Source organism: Actinomadura sp. K4S16 (assembly GCF_008327685.1).
In the GTDB taxonomy this organism is placed as follows: Bacteria; Actinomycetota; Actinomycetes; order Streptosporangiales; family Streptosporangiaceae; genus Spirillospora.
This window is the reverse complement of sequence record NZ_BDDE01000026.1, coordinates 111,193-127,520: the sequence shown is the minus strand read 5'-3', so window position 1 is coordinate 127,520 and position 16,328 is coordinate 111,193. Positions and strand designations below refer to the sequence as shown.

The 16,328-nt window shown below is 72.3% G+C and carries 17 protein-coding genes and 1 pseudogene; 12 read left to right on the top strand and 6 right to left on the bottom strand.

Features of this window, described 5'->3' with window-relative positions:
* The first annotated feature begins 1 nt into the window (after position 1).
* The 8 genes and pseudogenes from K4S16_RS38350 to K4S16_RS38315 form a co-directional block, all read left to right on the top strand.
* Entirely contained in the window at positions 2-931 is a 930-nt protein-coding gene (locus K4S16_RS38350) for a phosphotriesterase (protein ID WP_149263991.1), read from the top strand.
* Positions 928-2,019, top strand: coding sequence for an aminotransferase class I/II-fold pyridoxal phosphate-dependent enzyme (locus K4S16_RS38345; protein ID WP_149263990.1), 1,092 nt, complete (start codon positions 928-930; stop codon positions 2,017-2,019). Before K4S16_RS38350 ends, K4S16_RS38345 begins: the two co-directional genes overlap by 4 nt.
* On the top strand, positions 2,010-3,182 hold the full coding sequence (locus tag K4S16_RS38340) for an alanine racemase (RefSeq protein ID WP_149263989.1): 1,173 nt from the start codon (positions 2,010-2,012) through the stop codon (positions 3,180-3,182). Before K4S16_RS38345 ends, K4S16_RS38340 begins: the two co-directional genes overlap by 10 nt.
* The gene (locus tag K4S16_RS38335) at positions 3,179-4,351 is read left to right on the top strand and encodes a phosphopentomutase (RefSeq protein WP_149263988.1); all 1,173 of its coding nucleotides are present in this window, start codon (positions 3,179-3,181) and stop codon (positions 4,349-4,351) included. Before K4S16_RS38340 ends, K4S16_RS38335 begins: the two co-directional genes overlap by 4 nt.
* 218 nt (positions 4,352-4,569) lie before the next feature.
* Entirely contained in the window at positions 4,570-6,021 is a 1,452-nt protein-coding gene (locus K4S16_RS46635; RefSeq protein ID WP_149263987.1) for a glycosyltransferase family 39 protein, read from the top strand.
* A 62-nt stretch (positions 6,022-6,083) separates the two neighbouring features.
* On the top strand, positions 6,084-6,551 hold the full coding sequence (locus K4S16_RS38325; RefSeq protein ID WP_235037360.1) for an RNA polymerase sigma factor: 468 nt from the start codon (positions 6,084-6,086) through the stop codon (positions 6,549-6,551).
* Complete coding sequence (locus K4S16_RS38320; protein ID WP_149263986.1) at positions 6,548-7,687, top strand: hypothetical protein; 1,140 nt, start codon at positions 6,548-6,550, stop codon at positions 7,685-7,687. Before K4S16_RS38325 ends, K4S16_RS38320 begins: the two co-directional genes overlap by 4 nt.
* Before the next feature lie 21 nt (positions 7,688-7,708).
* A pseudogene (locus K4S16_RS38315) lies at positions 7,709-8,125 on the top strand (DedA family protein); the annotation flags it as partial.
* 167 nt (positions 8,126-8,292) lie between these two features.
* Here K4S16_RS38315 and K4S16_RS38310 read toward each other — a convergent pair.
* Positions 8,293-8,853, bottom strand: coding sequence for an SRPBCC domain-containing protein (locus K4S16_RS38310; RefSeq protein WP_149263984.1), 561 nt, complete (start codon positions 8,851-8,853; stop codon positions 8,293-8,295).
* A gap of 59 nt (positions 8,854-8,912) precedes the next feature.
* On the opposite strand from K4S16_RS38310, the gene K4S16_RS38305 reads away from it, so the two are divergent.
* The 4 genes from K4S16_RS38305 to K4S16_RS38290 all read left to right on the top strand — a co-directional run bounded on the left by K4S16_RS38305 (position 8,913) and on the right by K4S16_RS38290 (position 12,074).
* Entirely contained in the window at positions 8,913-9,383 is a 471-nt protein-coding gene (locus K4S16_RS38305) for a helix-turn-helix domain-containing protein (RefSeq protein WP_200842355.1), read from the top strand.
* A 139-nt stretch (positions 9,384-9,522) separates the two neighbouring features.
* Positions 9,523-10,497 carry a zinc-binding dehydrogenase gene (locus tag K4S16_RS38300; RefSeq protein WP_235037351.1) on the top strand — a complete coding sequence of 325 codons (975 nt, stop codon included), beginning with the start codon at positions 9,523-9,525 and terminating at the stop codon, positions 10,495-10,497.
* Positions 10,498-10,562: 65 nt separating this feature from the next.
* The gene (locus K4S16_RS38295; RefSeq protein WP_200842354.1) at positions 10,563-10,904 is read left to right on the top strand and encodes an EthD family reductase; all 342 of its coding nucleotides are present in this window, start codon (positions 10,563-10,565) and stop codon (positions 10,902-10,904) included.
* Positions 10,905-11,027: 123 nt separating this feature from the next.
* Positions 11,028-12,074, top strand: coding sequence for an RNA polymerase subunit sigma-70 (locus tag K4S16_RS38290; RefSeq protein ID WP_149263981.1), 1,047 nt, complete (start codon positions 11,028-11,030; stop codon positions 12,072-12,074).
* On the opposite strand, the gene K4S16_RS38285 is transcribed toward K4S16_RS38290, so the two are convergent.
* From K4S16_RS38285 to K4S16_RS38270, 5 genes are all read right to left on the bottom strand, one after another.
* Complete coding sequence (locus K4S16_RS38285; protein WP_149263980.1) at positions 12,039-13,334, bottom strand: MFS transporter; 1,296 nt, start codon at positions 13,332-13,334, stop codon at positions 12,039-12,041. The two genes, K4S16_RS38290 and K4S16_RS38285, sit on opposite strands and share 36 nt — an antisense overlap.
* Before the next feature lie 207 nt (positions 13,335-13,541).
* A complete protein-coding gene (locus K4S16_RS45305; RefSeq protein WP_200842353.1) occupies positions 13,542-14,000 on the bottom strand; it encodes an endonuclease/exonuclease/phosphatase family protein in 459 nt (152 codons plus the stop codon).
* Positions 13,954-14,340, bottom strand: a complete 387-nt coding sequence (locus tag K4S16_RS45300; RefSeq protein ID WP_200842352.1) for a hypothetical protein — start codon at positions 14,338-14,340, stop codon at positions 13,954-13,956. Before K4S16_RS45300 ends, K4S16_RS45305 begins: the two co-directional genes overlap by 47 nt.
* 41 nt (positions 14,341-14,381) lie before the next feature.
* Entirely contained in the window at positions 14,382-15,779 is a 1,398-nt protein-coding gene (locus K4S16_RS38275; RefSeq protein WP_149264056.1) for a tetratricopeptide repeat protein, read from the bottom strand.
* Between the two features lie 5 nt (positions 15,780-15,784).
* The gene (locus K4S16_RS38270) at positions 15,785-16,237 is read right to left on the bottom strand and encodes a cupin domain-containing protein (protein WP_149264055.1); all 453 of its coding nucleotides are present in this window, start codon (positions 16,235-16,237) and stop codon (positions 15,785-15,787) included.
* Between the last annotated feature and the right edge of the window lie 91 nt (positions 16,238-16,328).

Sequence of the window (16,328 nt, the reverse complement as noted above, 5' to 3'; positions counted from 1 at the left end):
CATGAGGCTGAGGACCGTACTCGGGGAGGTCCCGGCACCGCGCGGACCGGTGCTCGTCCACGAACACCTGCGCCTCGACCTGCGCGGGCCGCGCGGACGCGCACCGGATCCGGCGGCGTCGCTCGACGACGAGGCGGCGGTCGGCGGCGAACTGGCGGAGCTGCGTCGCTCGCACGGCCTTGCGGTCGTGGTCGAGCTGACCTGCCTCGGCATGGGGCGGGACGCCGCCGCGCTCGCCCGGATCAGCGAGCGGGCCGGAGTGGCGGTGGTGGCCGCGACCGGGTTCTACCACGGCGCCTTCCACCCGTCCTACGTCGCCGGGTCGAGCACCGCCGACCTGACACGGCGGCTGCTGACCGAGATCGAGGACGGCCTGGACGGCACCGGGATCAGGCCGGGCGTGATCGGCGAGGTCGGCACGGGCGGCGAGCGGCCCTCCCGGGACGAGGAGCGCTGCCTCCGCGCCGCGGCCTCGGCCGCCGTCCGCTCGGGGCTGGCGGTCGCCACCCACGCCCACCTGGGCCGGGGCGGGCTCGTCCAGCTCGACGTCCTGGCCTCCGAGGGGCTGGCGCCCCATCGGATCAGCATCGGGCACCAGGACCTGCTGGACGACGCGGCGACCCACCGCAAGCTCGCCGAGGCCGGCGCGTACGTCGCGTTCGACACGGTCGGCAAGTCGTCCTACCAGAGCGACGGCGTGCGGCTCCGGCGGGCTCTGGACCTGATCGAGGCCGGGCACGCCGACCGGCTGCTGCTCAGCAACGACGTCTCCAGGGCCGGCTACCTGAAGGCGAACGGCGGCGGCGGGTACGGCGCCGTCCTCGACTCCTTCGTGCCGCGGCTCGCCGCGGCGGGCGTCGGCGAGCCGACGCTGCGCCTGGTGCTGCACGACAATCCCGTCCGGTTCCTGACCTCGGGGGAGGCCCGATGACCGCGCCGGAGCTGCGCGAGACCCATCCGCTGCCGACCGTCTCGCTGGAGGAGGCGACGGCCCGGCAATTCCGGCTCCTGGAATGTGCGGCGGACCACTTCGACGGGCGGCAGTTGTTCACCGCCGATGTCGGCGTCGACCCCCGGTGGGGGCGGCCGGACGCCACCCGCCGGACGGAGGCCGCCCTGGCCGACTTCTTCGGCGCCCCCGCCGCGGCCCTCGTCCAGGGCGCGGGCAGCGGCGCGATCAGGGCGATGCTGACCGCGGCCCTGGAGCCGGGCGCCCCCCTGATCGTGCATTCCGCGCCCGCCTACGCGACCACCGCGACGGCCTTCCGCTCGATGGGCCTCGACCTGGTCGAGACCGACTTCAACTCCTCCGCCGCCAAGGCCGCGGCCTCCTACGTCTACATCCAGCATTCGCGGCAGCGCCCGGAGGACTCCTACGATCCGGCCGAGGTGATCGCCCGGTACGCGGACCTGGGCGTGCGGGCCCTGGTCGACGACAACTACGCGGCGTTCCGCACGCCGCGCGCCGGTGTCGAGATGGGGGCGGAGGCGTCGGCGCTGTCGCTGTTCAAGCTGCTCGGGCCCGAGGGCGTCGGACTGGTCGTCGGCTCCCACGACCTCGTCGACCGGATCCACGCCGACAACTACTCCGGGGGAGGGCAGGTCCAAGGACCGCAGGCGCTCGACGCTCTGCGCGCGCTCACCCACGTCCCCGTCCTGTGGGCCGTGCAGTCCGCCGCCATCACCGAGATCGCGGAACGGCTCGGCGCGGGCGAGGTCCCCGGCGTGGCCCAGGTGCGCATCGCCAACGCCCAGGACAGGTGCGTGCTCGTCCGGCTGGACGCCCCGGTCGCCCGGCAGGTCATCGAGGCCGCGGCCGGGTACGGGGCGGCTCCCTACCCGGTCGGATCCAACTCCCGGTACGAGATCGCCCCGCTCTTCTACCGCCTCTCCGAGACCTTCCTGGCGGGTTCCCCCGAACTGGCCGACTGGACGATCCGGATCAACCCGATGCGGTCGGGAGCCGACCTCGTCATCAGGATCCTGGGCAGCGCGCTGAGGGAGGTCCGGTGTTCCTGACCGCGACGACGGCGCGCAACCCGCGGCTCGTGGACGCCGCGGTCGGGCTCCACCGCGACGGGCTCGTCCCGCCCGACACGTATCTGGTCGACCTGGACGCCGTCGCGGCCAACACCGCCGCGCTCGCAGCCGTGGCCGCCGCCCACGGCGTCCGGCTGTGGCCGGTGTTCAAGCACGTGGGACGCAACCCCTACGTGATCAGGACGGTGGCCGGGCACCTGCCGGACGCCGCCGCCATCGACCTTCGCGACGCCCACGCGGTCCGGCGGGCCGGGGCGCGGCTCGGCAACGTCGGCCACCTGGTCCAGCTTCCGATCGGCGCCGTGGACGAGGTGCTGTCGTGGCGTCCCGAGCATGTCACCGTCTTCGGCGTCGAGCAGGCCCGTGCGGTGTCCGCCGCGGCGGCCCGTCTCGGGATCACCCAGCCGCTCCTGGCCCGCGTGGTCGCCGCGACCGACCACATCTACCCCGGGCAGGAAGGCGGCGTCCCCCTGCCCGACATCGAGAAGTTCGCCGCCGAGGTCGGCGACCTGGACGCCGTCTCCCTTGAGGGCGTCACCTCCTTCCCCTGCCTGCTCTACGACGAGTCGGCCGGAGCCATCACCCCGACCCCGAACCTGCGGACCCTGCTGACCGCCAGGTCCCGCCTCGCCGTGGCCGGGTCGCCGATCCGCTCGATCAGCGCGCCCAGCGTGACGGCCGCCGCGAGCATCCCCCTGCTGGCCGCCCACGGCGTCACGCACGGGGAGCCAGGTCATGCCCTCACCGGGACGACCCCGCTGCACGCCGCCGACCTCGACCAGCCCGAGATCCCCGCGCTCGTCTACGTCTCCGAGATCGCGCACATCCTGCCGGACGGCCGGCCCGCGATCCTCGGCGGCGGCTTCTACCCGCGAGGCCGGCCGGACGTGGCCCTCGTCTTCCCCGGCAGCGGCGAACCCCTCACCCTCCCGGTCGAGCCCGCGCCGCCCGAGAACATCGACTACTACCGCCTGCTCGGCGCCCCGTCCTCGGGACCGCCGCTCCGGGTGGGCGACACCGTCGTCCTGGCCTTCCGCACGCAGATCTTCGTGACCCGCAGCACGGTCGGCGCCGTCCAGGGCGTCGCCTCCGGCAAGCCTCGCCTCCTCGGCCTCGCGGACTCCCAAGGGCGGCCCTGGTGAGCCGCGCCGTCATCCTGGTCATCGACGGCCTCGGCATCGGCGCCATGCCCGACGCCGCCGCCCTCCGTCCCGGTGACGCCGCCGCGCACACCCTCGGCCACGTCCTGGACGCCGCGAACGGCGCTCCACGCCTTCCCGCGTTTGCGGCTCTCGGCCTCGGACTGCTGCACCCGCACGAGAGCCTGGACCACCCCATCCTCCCCGGCGCGGCCGCCGGACGTTCCGCCCTCGGCTATCCCGGCGCGGACACCTTCGCCGGCCACCAGACCATGATGGGCACCGACATGAGCGGGACGGCCCTCGCCCGCTTCGCCGACCACCTCGACACCGTCGCGTCCGCCCTGCGGTCGGCCGGTCACGAGGCACGCGCCCTGGACGGCCTGCCCGTCCTCCTCGTGGACGGACACGCCGTCGTCGGCGACAACCTGGAGGCGGATCCCGGTCTCACCTGGAACGTGAGCGCCCGGCTGGACGAGCTGCCGTTCGAGGAGGTCCTCGCCATCGCCCGGACGGTGCGCGGAGTCGCCCCGACCGCCCGGGTGATCGCGGTCGGAGGTCACAGCACCGGACCGCTCCTGCGCTCCGTCCGGTCGGGCGCGGACGGCACGGCGGGCCTCGACACCCCCGCCTCAGGCTTCTACGTCAACGACGGCCTCGAGGTCGCCCACCTCGGCGTGCGGATCGACCACACCCGCCAGCTTCCCTCGCGCGCCGCCGCGGCGGGCATCCCGGTGACCCTCGTCGGGAAGGCCGCCGACATCATCGTGTGCCCGGACGCCGTGCGGCGCCCGGCCGTCGAGACCGCCGAAGTGCTCAAGGAGACCTTCACGGCCCTCACCCGCACGGACAGCGCTCTCGTCGTGGCGAACGTCCAGGAGACCGACCTGGCCGGGCACCAGCAGGACGCCCACCGATACGCGTCGCTCCTGCAGGAGATCGACGCCGGGGTGTCCCCGCTCCTCGATGCCATGCGTCCCGGCGACCACCTGATCGTCACCGGGGACCACGGCAACGATCCGACGATCGGCCACCCGTTCCACACCAGGGAGTTCGTCCCCGTCCTCAGCCACGCCCCGGGGTCGCCGTCGAGACCCCGGGCTTTGCCGGACGCCACCAGCCTGTCCAACATCGCCCTCACAGCCGCCCGGGCCCTGGGCCTCCCTTCCTGACCCGAGGACGCCCACACACCGCTCGCGACTGATCGAAAACAGGTGCCGGGGGATGCAACATCGCGGGGCTCCCTGCGTCTCTTGGCGTGGACTCAAAACTGGATCTTCTGCTCGGTGAACGCCCGGCCACGGCCGAGCGTCCCGTCCCGCCCACCGAAGACGCAGGTCGGCGAGGGGAGGCGGGGGGAGGGCGGCGGAGGGCCTGGCTCCTTCCCTCGGTGCCCGCCCTGCCGGCGCTGGCGATGGGCCTCTGGGGCGCCGGACGGTTGCCGTTGTGGCGTGACGAGGCGATCACCTCCGAGATAGCCCGCCGCTCGACCCCCGACATCCTGTGGTGCGCCTGGCACATCGACGCCGTCCATGCCGCCTACTACCTGCTCATGCACTGTGTCGTGCAGGTCTTCGGGGCCGGCGAGTTCGCGCTGCGGATCCCATCGATCGCGGCGTTCGCGGCCACGGCGGCGGGCGTCACCGTCCTCGGCCGCAGGATCATGTCCGGGACCGTCGGGCTGGTCGCCGGCCTGCTCTGCGCCGGGGCTCCGTTCGCCAGCCACTACGCGCATGAGGCCCGGTCCTACTCCCTGGTCGCGGCGCTCACCGTGTGGCTGACCGTCATGTTCGTGGATCTGGCGGAACGGGGCTCCCGGCGCCGGTACGCCGCGTACGGCGCGGGCATCGCCCTGCTGGGGCTGGTCCATCTGTTCGCCCTGCTCGTCGTGCCCGCCCACCTGGCGACCCTGCTGCTGGCGCGCCGCACCAGGCCGTTGCTGCGCCGGTGGTCCGCCGCCGCGGCGGGAGCGGTCGTCGCGGTGAGCCCGCTGATCGCGCTGGCCGTGACCCAGCGCAACGCCCTGGACTGGCTGACGCGCCCGGGATGGCGCGACGCGCTCTACCTGGCCGAGGCGTTCACCGGCCCCCCGATCGTGGCGTACCTGCTCGGCGCGGCGATGGCGGTGGGCCTGCTCACGGCGCGGCGCCGCGGACCGATCGGCCTGCGGGCCCTGGCCGTGCCGTGGCTGCTGCTGCCCGCGACGGTGCTGCTCCTGGTCTCCCAGTTCCATCCCTTCTACACGAACCGCTACGTGATCGGCAGCCTCCCCGCCATGGCGCTGCTCGCCGCCGCGGGACTCGCCCGGCTGCCCCACCGGACGTGGATCGCGCCGCTCGTCGCGATGGCCGTCCTGCTGGCACCGCTGCACGTCGAGCAGCGCCGTCCGGAGAACTGGTGGGACGACCTCCGCGGGGCCGCGGCGATCGTCGAGCGGGAGGCCCGGCCGGGCGACGCGATCCTGTTCCTCACGGCGGACCGGCGTTCGGTCGCCGAGGCGTACCCGGACGAGTTCCGCGGGCTGCGCGACATCGCACTGCGGCGGACGCCCGCCCAGGCGGGCGACTTCGGCGGCACCGAGTTCGAACCCGCCGAGATCGGCCGCCGGCTGACCGGCTCCGCGACGACCCGGGTCTGGCTGCTGGAGGGGCCCTGGCGCATGCCGTCCCTCGTCCCGCGGGACCGCGCGAAGGTCGACGTCCTCCAGCGGCACTTCCGGCAGGCCGGTGTGTGGCGCGTCCGCGGCATCACGCTGTCGCTGTTCCAGCGGGAGACGGCCCGCCCGGAAAAAGTCGGGCCGCCCATGCAACATCTTCACCCCCGACGCGTCTCTTCCTCGTGAGCCTCCTCAAATTCCGCCAGGACGGCCCCCCGGACCTGATGGTGCGTTCCCCCGAGAGAGCGGTGACGCAGTTGTACGAAGCGCACGCCCTGGACCTCGTCAGGCTGGCCTTGGTGATGGTCGGCGACAGGCCGACGGCCGAGGACGTCGTCCAGGACTCCTTCCTCGGTCTGTACCAGCGGTGGGGCCGGCTGAAGGACCCCGACAAGGCCCTGACCTACCTGAGGTCGTCGGTGCTCAACAACTGCCGGTCGGTGCTGCGCCGCCGGGGCCGCCGCCTTCTCGGCGCCCAGGACCCGCCCGTCGCGTCGGCGGAGAGCCGGGTCCTGGGCCGGGAGCAGGGCAGGGAGATCCTCGACGCGCTGCGCCGCCTCCCGCACCGGCAGCGGGAGACTCTGGTGCTCCGGTTCGTCCTCGAGCTGTCCGAGGAGGAGACCGCGCAGATCATGCGGGTGAGCCGGGGCACCGTCCGGTCCAACACGTCCCGCGGGCGCACCGCCCTTGAGCGCATGCTGGGAGAGACCCTGTGAACGTCGAACGGCTGCTGAAGGACGCCGCCGCCGCCGAGACGCGCGAGGTGACGCGCGAGTCGCTGCCGCCCCTGGTCCTGCCCGCCGCCCGCCGCCGCCACCGGCCGGCGGGACGGTGGATCGTGCCGGTCGCCGCCGCCTTCACCGTGATCATGGTCGCGGTCGTGACCGTCGCCTTCCGCGGCGTCCTGCGCGGTCCGGAGGCGCTCGGCGAGCACGAAGGCCCCCCGTACTTCCTGGCGACCCACCGGAAGGGCGGCGTCGGGGTCTTCGACTCCTGGACCGGACGCATGATCGACGACATCAAGCCCCGCGCCGGGCACTACGCCGCGCTCGCCGTCTCGGCCGACCGGCGCACCGCCTTCCTCGCCGCCGAGTCCGGCCCCTGCCGCACCCGCATCGACAAGGTGACCCTGCGCCGCGACGGGACCGTGGCGCGCAGGACGACCCTGCCCGGCGGGTTCGACACCAGGGTGGACGAGATGGCCGCCACGGCGGACGGCGGCCGCCTCGCGATCGTCTTCAACAACTTCACCGGTTGCCGCGGCGACGACATGGCGGTCGTCGAATCCTCGTCCGGTGCCCGCCGGGGATGGCGTCTGCCGTCGCCGAGCGGCGGCTCTCCGGAGTACGTGCAGTCCCCGTCATGGGCGACGGACGGCCGCACCCTCTTCTTCCTCACCGACGCTCCGGAGGACCCCCAGGCGGTGTACACCGGGGTCGTCCTGCGCGAGCTCGACACCCGCACGACGGGCACCGACCTCGCCCACGCCCGCGCCGTCCTGAGGAGCACCGACAACCTGTCAGCCTTCCGGCCGTCCCCGGACGGGCGTACCGTCATGGCGATCAAGGAGAACACCGACATCGACGACGGGAAATTCAGGTCCGTCGCGATCGTGGAGCTGTCCCTCCTCGGGGACGGGTCCCGCAAGGCGCCCGTCCGCGAACTCGCCCGCATGACCGCCGGGCAGATCGCGCCCGCGGCGCCGGTGGACTTCCGGACCGCCCTCGACGGGACCGGCAGGCACCTCCTCGTCAGCTCGCGCCACGACCGGGCCGTCTTCCGCATGGACGACGGCCGCTTCCGACGCCTCCCCGACATGCACCGCACCGACCTGGGCCTGATCGCCTGGTAGGCCCCCACGGGGGACTTCGTCGGGTACCAGATCGGGCGCCATGCCGGGCAGCCGGTTCTGGACAGCCGTCCGCTCCGCCGCCACCGCGACCGCGTGGACGGCGCCCGCGACCTGATCCGGCGCAGGGGCGGTGCCGCCGTCTTCGCCGGACGGTTCGTCGCGTTCTTCCGCGCGATCATGCCGGCGCTGGCCGGGGCCTCGGGGATGCCCGGCCGGGTGTTCCTGGTCTACAAGGCCACTGGCGGCCTGGTCTGGGGCGTGAGCTTCACGCTGCTCGGATACTTCGCCGGGCATGCCTATGCCCGGGTCGAGCGCGTTGCCGGGCGGGTCACCGCGACCGTGATCGTCGGTGTGGTCGTCCTCGCCGTCGTCATCTGGCGGCTTCGCGGTCACCTGCGCCGCAAACGCGATGGCAGCAGCGGTGCGGACGACCGTTGAGCGCTCTGCGCCGCGCATTCCGGCGAATCGTCCCCAGGTCCTGATCGCTGAACCTCAGATGCCTGCCGTGGAGGTGGCCGGGCTCAACTTGGCCGCGGCTGGGAGGTGACCAGCACCTGCCAACTCGAGCCCGGCACGTCGTACACGCGCCTGTGATCGCGGCCATCTCAGGCGCCGCCCGACTCGGTGCCGACCGGGGTGGCGGCCTGGGGTGACGGCTTGGTGCGCAGCGCGGTGGCGGTGTCCTGGTGGGCCGGAGCGTCACCGTCCTCCTTCGGGTTGGGCTGGCCCTTTCCGGTGGTGATGAGGCTCGGCAGGCTGCCGCTGAGGTAGCCGGCCCAGGCGTTGGAGCACACGTCGTAGCACTCGTACTGCGGGACGAGGCCGACGTGGGTGAAAAGGACCTCGGTGCCGCCGTCCTTTTCGGAGATGTCGAAGACGATCTCGGTGTCCTTCCACTCGGTCTGGTCCTCGATGAAGTTGAAGTAGTTCTCCAGGACGCGCCAGGCGACCTTGCGGCCGGGGACGAGCTCGGTGACGCGGATCCGGCAGCGGTGGACGTCCTTGAAGCGGTGGTCGAACTCGCCGCCGACCTGGTCGGTGACGCCCTCGATCTCCTGGGACCACCAGCCGCGGACGTCGGTGATGGCCTCGAACACTTCCTGCGGCGTCCGGTCCACGGTGAAGGAGGTGGTGTAGTTCTGGCTCGAACGATCTGCTTGCATCATGCAAGTGACCCTAGCCAGAGTTGCTTTCATGACGCAAGTACGTCGGTAGACTGGGGGGCATGCTGGGGAAGACCTACGACTCGCAGGTGTGCTCGATCGCACGCACCCTGGAGGTGATCGGCGAGCGCTGGAGCCTGCTGATCATGCGCGACGCCGTGTTCGCGGGGGCGACCCGCTACAGCGACTTCCAGCGCAACCTGGGCATCGCGACCAACATCCTCAAGGCCCGGCTGGACGGGTTCGTCGAGGCCGGGATCATGCGCCGCCACAAGTACTCCGAGCAGCCCGAACTGTACGAGTACCTGCTGACCGACAAGGGGCGCGCGCTCGCCCCGGCCCTGGTGGCCCTCACCGAATGGGGCGACCGGTGGGCGACCGACGGGGAGCCGCCGATCCTCTACACCCACTCGGTCTGCGGCGCCGGGATCACCCAGCAGACGGTGTGCGCCCACTGCGGACGCGTGGACGACCCGGCCGAGATCAAGGCCGTGATCGGCCCCGGCATGCCCGCCGAACGCGCCAAGGCCTGACGAACCGACCGGTTCGGGAGTGGCCGATTCCTTTTCGTGGCGGGTGCGGTCTACAAGGTGGGAGGCGCGACGGCTGGGTCGGTCTCTCTCACGTAAGCCGAGAAGGAAAGGCCGATCGCCGATGAGCGTCCCCGCGACCATGCGCGCGCTGCAGCAGTCCTCCCTCAACGGCCCGCAGGACATGCGCCTGATCACCGATGCGCCGGTGCCGCGCCCCGGCCGGGGTGAGGTCCTGATCCGCGTCACCGCGGCCGGGGTCAACTTCGCCGACGTCTCGAAGGCGCACGGCACGTTCGCAGGCGGTCCGCGGCCGCCGTACCTGGCGGGTTTCGAGGCGGCCGGCGAGGTCGTCGCGGTGGGCGAGGCGGTGACCGGCCCGCAACCGGGGGCCCGGGTCGTCGGTGTCGGAACCGGCGCCTTCGCCGAGTTCATGGTCCTGCCCGCGGCCGCTGCGGTGCCGGTGCCGGCGGGCTGGACGGAGCAGCAGGCGCTTGGTCTGGTCGTGAACTGGCCCACCGCGCTGGCTGCGCTCAAGCCTCTTGGCGGAATCTCTCCGGGGCAGGTCGTACTGATCCAGGCCGCGGCGGGCGGGACCGGCCAGGCCGCGGTGCGGATGGCCAAGCACTACGGTGCGACGGTCATCGCCACCGCCTCGCCCGGCAAGCACGAGACAGTGCTGGCACTGGGAGCCGACCACGTCCTGGACTCTCTCAGCGGCGACCTCGCCGCCGAGGTGATGGAGCTGACCGGCGGTTCCGGCGTCGATGTGGTGCTGGAGTCTGCCGGCGGCGCCACCTTCGCCGCCGGCCTGGCCGCGGCCAAGCGGGTCACCGGGCGGGTCATCGTCTACGGCACGGCAGGCGGCGAAGCGCCGATCACCAACTGGGAGCTGGTGTACAAGCACCAGGTCCAGATCGTCGGCCTGAACATCGGCGTGCTGATCCAGGCCGCACCGCAGATCTTCGGCGAACTGATGGGTGAGCTGTCCGCGCTGATCGCGGCCGGCGTCCTCGCCCCCGGCCGGCCCACCGCTCATGACCTGGCCGACGGCCCGAAAGCGCTGACGGAACTGGAAGCCCGCGCCACCGTCGGCAAACTGGCCCTGCTGCCCTGAGAAACCCCTAAAGCCGCGCCGGTGCCGTCGCACACCGGAGGCTTCCATGACAGGAGTTGAAACAGATGACCGCAGCCGTGGAACCGGCCGCTGAGCAGACGGCGCGATTCGTCGTGATGTACGACACCCCCTCCGACATCGACGCTTTCGAACGGCACTACAGAGATGTCCACATCCCGTTGGCGAAACGGTATCCGGGCTTGCGTCGCTTCACGCGCAGTCATGAGCCCGCGGCCGTCATCGGCGAATCCTGCTACATGGTCGTGATGCTCGACTGGGACGACATGGCCGCGCTGGAGGCCGCGCTCGGGTCCGAGATCGGGCGGCGCACCGCCGAGGACGCCGCAACGAACCTGGCCCGCTACACGGCCTTCCGGGGCCTGATCCTTCAGCTCGATGAGGTCTGATCGCGGACGCCGCCTGTGCGGAAGGGCGCCCGCGTCATCGGTAGCGGCCGATGCGGGCCGGGCGTCGTCGGCTGCGCCGGCACGCGGACCGCGCCCAGAGCGCCACGTGGCTAGGCTCGCGGCGTGACATCGGATCTGCGGGCGGCGCCGAATCGAGACCGGTTCACCGCCGAGACCGAGCGGTTCCGCCGCGAGTTGCTGGCGCACTGCTACCGCATGGTCGGCTCGGCGCACGATGCCGAGGACCTGGTGCAGGAGAGCTACCTGCGGGCGTGGCGGTCCTACTCGGGATTCGAGGGCCGGGCGTCGATCCGGTCCTGGCTCTACAAGATCGCCACCAACGTCTGCCTGACGGCGTTGAAGCCGCGCCCGATCCGGGTGCTGCCCTCGGGGCTGGCAGGCCCGGACGACCGCCCCGATCACCCGCCGAATGCCCTCCGACCGGGCGAGGTCTCGTGGCTGGAACCGCTGCCGGAAGCATGGATCGCCCCGCCCGCCGACGATCCCGCCGCGGTGATGGTCGAACGCGAGTCGGTGCGGCTGGCGCTCATCGCGAGCCTGCAGCACCTGCCCGCCCGCCAGCGCGCCATCCTCATCCTGCGCGAGGTGCTGGCGTTCTCGGCGGCCGAGACCGCCGAGATCCTCGACACCACCACGGCGGCGGTCAAGAGCGGTCTGCAGCGCGCCCGTGCCCGGCTGGACGAACTGGAGCCCGACGCCGAGCGACTGCTCGAACCGACCGACCAGAGGGCACGCGCGCTGCTCGACGGCTACATCGCGGCCTTCGAGCACTCCGATGCCGGCCTGATGGAACAGGTGCTGCGCGCGGACGCCACGCTGGAGGCGACGCCCTTCCGCGACTGGCAGTCGGGAAAGGCGATGTGCATCCGCATCCTCGACGCGTACGTGCTGGGCGCACCGGGCGACTGGCGGATGCTCGCCACTGTGGCCAACGGCCAACCCGCCGCCGTCGTGTACCACCGCGACGCCGACGACGCGCTCCGAGCCGACGGCGTAGTGGTCCTGGCCCCTACCGCCACCGGCGTCTCCCGCGTGGTCAAGTTCCACGATCCCGCACTGGTCGCGACCTTCGGCTTCCCAGACGTGCTCGCACCCCTCCAAAGGCGGTGCCGGTCAGGCGGTGGTCCTGCCGTCGGGGGCGGCTGCTGAGTTGACCCACCACAGGGCGGCCAGTGCTACGGCCTGCACGTTCAGCACGACTGGTACCAGGGCGGCGTGGGCGTGGCCGTAGAGGGCGCCGAGGGCTGCTCCGCCGACGAGCCAGGCGGTTCCGTAGACCGCGGCGAAGGCGCCGTAGGCCGTCGGGCGGCGTGCGGCCGGGACGAGGTCAGCGACCGCCGCCCGCATCGTCGACTCCTGGACGCCCATCGCCGCGCCCCACAGCGCAGCGCCCGCCAGCGCCGGGAACAGCGAGCCGGCGAACGCCAGTGCGGTGCCGGCACCGGCCAGCACCGGCAGCGTCACCAGGACGCGCAGACCCCACCGGTCGAACAGCCGGCCCGTCGCCAGCGCCGCCACCGCGTCGACCGCCATCGCCCCGGCGTACACCAGAGGCACGGCCTGCGGTCTCACCAGGTCGGCCTCCACCAGATGGAACCCGATCAGCCCGAACGTGGCGAACCCCGCCATCGTCACGGCCGAGAACACCGCGTAGCGCCAGAAGACCCGGCCCAGCCCCGCCAGCGGAGCACGGCCGCGCACCGCCGCGGATCCCATCGCCGGAGGCTCGGCGGGCGTCCGCTCGGCGCCGGCCTCGTAGACCCGCGGGTCGGGGACGCGGCGGGCCAGCCAGAGGAGAACGATCATGACCGCGATGCCGGGGACCGCCAGGATCGCGAAGCCCAGGCCGTACCCGTGCCAGGCGACCGCCGCCGCGACGAGCAGCGGACCCGCGAACGCGCCTGTCTGGTCCAGCGCTTCGTGCACCGCGAACGCCGTCCCGCGCCCCATCGGGCTTCCGGCGTGGGAGAGCAGCGTGTCCTTGGCCGGGCTGCGCGTGGCCTTGCCCACGCGTTCGGCCACTACGAGCACGCATGCCCCGGCCAGTCCGACCGGCAGCGCCAGCGCGGGCACCGCCACGACCGTCAGGCCGTACCCGGCGATCGTCCAGCCCCAGTACCGGCCCGACCACTCGGTCGCCGGGCCGCTCACCAGCCGGAGAACCAGGCCCGCCGCCTCGCCGGCGCCCGTCACCACTCCCACCAGGACGGCGCCCGCGCCGAGCGATCCCAGATACGGACCGGTGATCGATCGGGCCCCCTCGTAGACGGCGTCCGCCAGGAGGCTGACCACACCGAAGACCACGACGAACCGCCACGGCGACAACGCCGCAGCCCGTCCGGAAGCCGCCCGCTCGGCGCCGGCCCCCGAAGCATCACCGGTGTGTTCGCGAGCGTTATCGCCGGCCATGGGCTTCTCCTACCGGGCATACAAGAGGGACACAAGGCAGGGACTGTTGGCGGAGCCCACTACGCGGTCGCGCACTTGTGGCCGCAGGCGCTGGTGCAGGCCCGCATCGTGCGTCTGCTGCGCAACTCCTCACGCTACGCCTCCCGGAGCGGTGGCTGGAGTTCGCCGAGTACCGGGGAAACAAGCGCCCCGGTACTGTCCGAATGCCTAGAGGTCGAGCATCAGTGCGCGGTGGTCGGACACCTCAGGCCGGGTGATGATCTCGAACCGCCGGACGGCGCCGGGGTCGGAGATCAGCATGTAGCTCGCGTGGCGTAGCGGCTTGGGGTAGCGCGAGGTTCTCGTGTCGGCGTCCTTGACGAGGTCGACCAGGCCGAGCTTGGCGAGGATCTGGAACGTCTCGCTGTCGGGCAGCAGGTTGAGGTCCCCGCAGACCACGGTCAGGTCGTCGTCTTGGCGGATGCCGGTGATGAGGTCGGCGAGTCGGCCGGCCTGTGCTCTCCGGGCGGGAGTGTCGGCCTTCCCGTTCGGGTCCCGCAGGCCGTGCAGGTGGGTGATGGTGACGAACCGCTGGGCCCGGCGGTCGAAGACACGCAGTGCCTGGGCGGCGCGGGGGCGGTCACCGGTTGGCCAGTGGCTCCGGTACTCGATGTAGTCGCCGTGCACGAAGGCCGTCCGGATGGCGACGAGAGGATAGGCGGGGGGCCGTGAGGGCCATCAGTCCGAACTCCTGCTGATGCAGGTCGCCGGCCTGGTCCTGGACGGGACCGGCGTCGCTGGGGGTGAAGACCGCGTGGTGCCCGGGAAACAGCGAGCGGACGTCGGAGAGGAGATCCGCCCGCTGTGGCAGTGACCGTTCGGCGTCGTCGAAGCGCGTCCAGCCGTTCGCGGTCGGGGTGTGGGTCGCCTCCTGGAGGCAGAGGACGTCGGTGTCGTTGGTGGCGAGCCAGCGGCTGAGGTCGTCGAACATCGCGCCGCCCCAGGCGTTGAGAGAGATGATCCGCACAGGACACGAACCTAGCCCCGTGAGGTAGGGCGATGGCCGTCCTAGGCCCGGCGGAGCGTCGTCGCGTGCGATCGGGCGGTGGCCGCGGTGGCCGCGTCGCCGAGGGCCTCGGCCACGGCGGCGTGCTTGAGCCAGTTGAACGGGCTGGCGGGCCGTATGCTGATCCGCTCGCTGACCAGGACGCGGGCCAGGTCGAGGCGGCCGGACCGGAGGGCGGCCTCCAGCAGGGTCTTCTGCAGCGCGTCGCGTTGCGCGTGGCTGCCGCCGAATTCGTTGACGTGGTGCCTGACGGGGGCGAGGAGGTCAACGGCGGTGGTGTAGTCGCCGCGGCCGAAGGCCACCAGGGCGCGGCAGGCCGGAAGGCCGACGCGTGCGGTCATCGCCTGGTTGGTGACATCGGGCAGGGTAGCGGCCAGGTAGGACTCGCGGTCGGCGATCAGCCGGTCGGCGTCGCCGAAGCGGCCGGCGCCGACGAAGGACATCACCGCGTGCATGTCGTTGAACGCGTAGAACGGCTCCCGGGCCTTGGGCGCCCAGCTGTCGGCCAGGGCGTTCCACCTCGCGGTCTGGTCATCGCCTTCGAGGAGCAGCCGCCAGAGCAGGGCGGCGGCGTCCAGCAGCTCCATCGCGGTGCCCGTCGACTCCGGGCCGTGGAGGACGGCGTCGTAGATCTCCAGGGCCCGGGCCGCGTCCCCTGCCTCCAGCGCGTAGAGCGCGTAGTGCCACCACGCGTGCACGTTGAAGAACGTGCCGGTCGACCAGTCGGCCAGACGTTCGTCCATATAGCCGATACCTCGCCGGAACCGGCCCTGCATCTCGTAGGTGTGGACGACCGCATGGATGCCCCACACGTCCTTGGGGTGGAGTTCGACCGCGCGCAGGCCGACCTCCTCCGACCGGTCGTAGTGGCCCGCCTCCTCCAACCCGAAGGCGTACATGCCGAGCAGGTGACCGAAATGCCGGTCGGCCTCGCTCCACGACGTCAGCGCACCGCCGACCCGGTCGCGCAGTGCCCGGGCGTCCCCGGTGAAGTAGTCGATCTGGTGGCCGACGAACAGCGCCAGGACGTCCCGCGGGTACTCCTCGCTGATCTGGCCGAGCAGGCGGCCGCAGCCGAGGAAGTCGCCCTTCACCAGGCGTTCGAGCGCCGCGACGTGTGCGCGTTCCCGGGGAAGCAGCCCGGAGTCGTCCACGCGCGACCGGAAGCGCTGGAACCGTTCCGCCGCGGCCCGCGCGTTGTCGGGCTCGGTGCTCAGCAGTCCGAGGTATACCGACAGGACGTTGCCCAGCGGGAAGTCGGGATCCGCTTCGAGCGCCCGCTTCGCCTCGGCGTCCACCTCCGGGCGGAAGTGCAGCAGTTCATGGACGGCGTTGTCGTAGTGTTCGAGTGCGCTGCGGCTGCCCGCCCCGATGGCCAGCCCGTGCTCGTCGGACTTCATGGTCGTCAGGAGTCCGTCGGACGCTCGACGTCCGCCCACAGGCTGGGAAGGTTGACCACGATCCCCTCCTGCGTGCTGCGTGCGATGACCACGACCGCCTCCTCGTCGGGGGAGGGGTTCTCCTCGCGGTGCGGGACATAGGGCGGGACGAAGATGTAGTCGCCCGGCCGGGTTTCGACGCGGACCTCCTCGGCGCCCTCGGCGAAGACGAAGACCGGGCGGCCGGAGACGACGTAGATCGCCGTTTCGGCCTCGCCGTGGTGATGGTCGCCCGAGCCGGTCGCGGGCGCGACGTGGGTGCGGCCCATCCAGAGCCGTTCGGAGCCCACGCTCCTGCCCGAGATCGCCTCGTACCTTCGCATTCCCGAGGTCTGCGCGGTGTCTTGGTCCAGGTCGGATCCGCGGACATGCTCGATGCGCCCATGCCAGGCGGCCGTCCCCCGTGCGTGATCGGTCACCGGTGTTCCTTCTGTCGGCCGTTCCGCTAGAGATGGGCAGGCGGAACGGTCCTTGTGAGGACGATTCAGCCTTGCACGTGATCGTCCATGG

Bases quoted from the DNA above. Each gene is read 5' to 3' on its own strand.
- K4S16_RS38350 (WP_149263991.1), top strand. From the start codon at position 2: ATGAGGCTGAGGACCGTACTCGGGGAGGTCCCGGCACCGCGCGGACCG.
- K4S16_RS38345 (WP_149263990.1), top strand. From the start codon at position 928: ATGACCGCGCCGGAGCTGCGCGAGACCCATCCGCTGCCGACCGTCTCG.
- K4S16_RS38310 (WP_149263984.1), bottom strand. From the start codon at position 8,853: ATGATGCAAGCAGATCGTTCGAGCCAGAACTACACCACCTCCTTCACC.
- K4S16_RS38305 (WP_200842355.1), top strand. From the start codon at position 8,913: ATGCTGGGGAAGACCTACGACTCGCAGGTGTGCTCGATCGCACGCACC.
- K4S16_RS38300 (WP_235037351.1), top strand. From the start codon at position 9,523: ATGCGCGCGCTGCAGCAGTCCTCCCTCAACGGCCCGCAGGACATGCGC.
- K4S16_RS38295 (WP_200842354.1), top strand. From the start codon at position 10,563: ATGACCGCAGCCGTGGAACCGGCCGCTGAGCAGACGGCGCGATTCGTC.
- K4S16_RS38285 (WP_149263980.1), bottom strand. From the start codon at position 13,334: ATGGCCGGCGATAACGCTCGCGAACACACCGGTGATGCTTCGGGGGCC.
- K4S16_RS38275 (WP_149264056.1), bottom strand. From the start codon at position 15,779: ATGAAGTCCGACGAGCACGGGCTGGCCATCGGGGCGGGCAGCCGCAGC.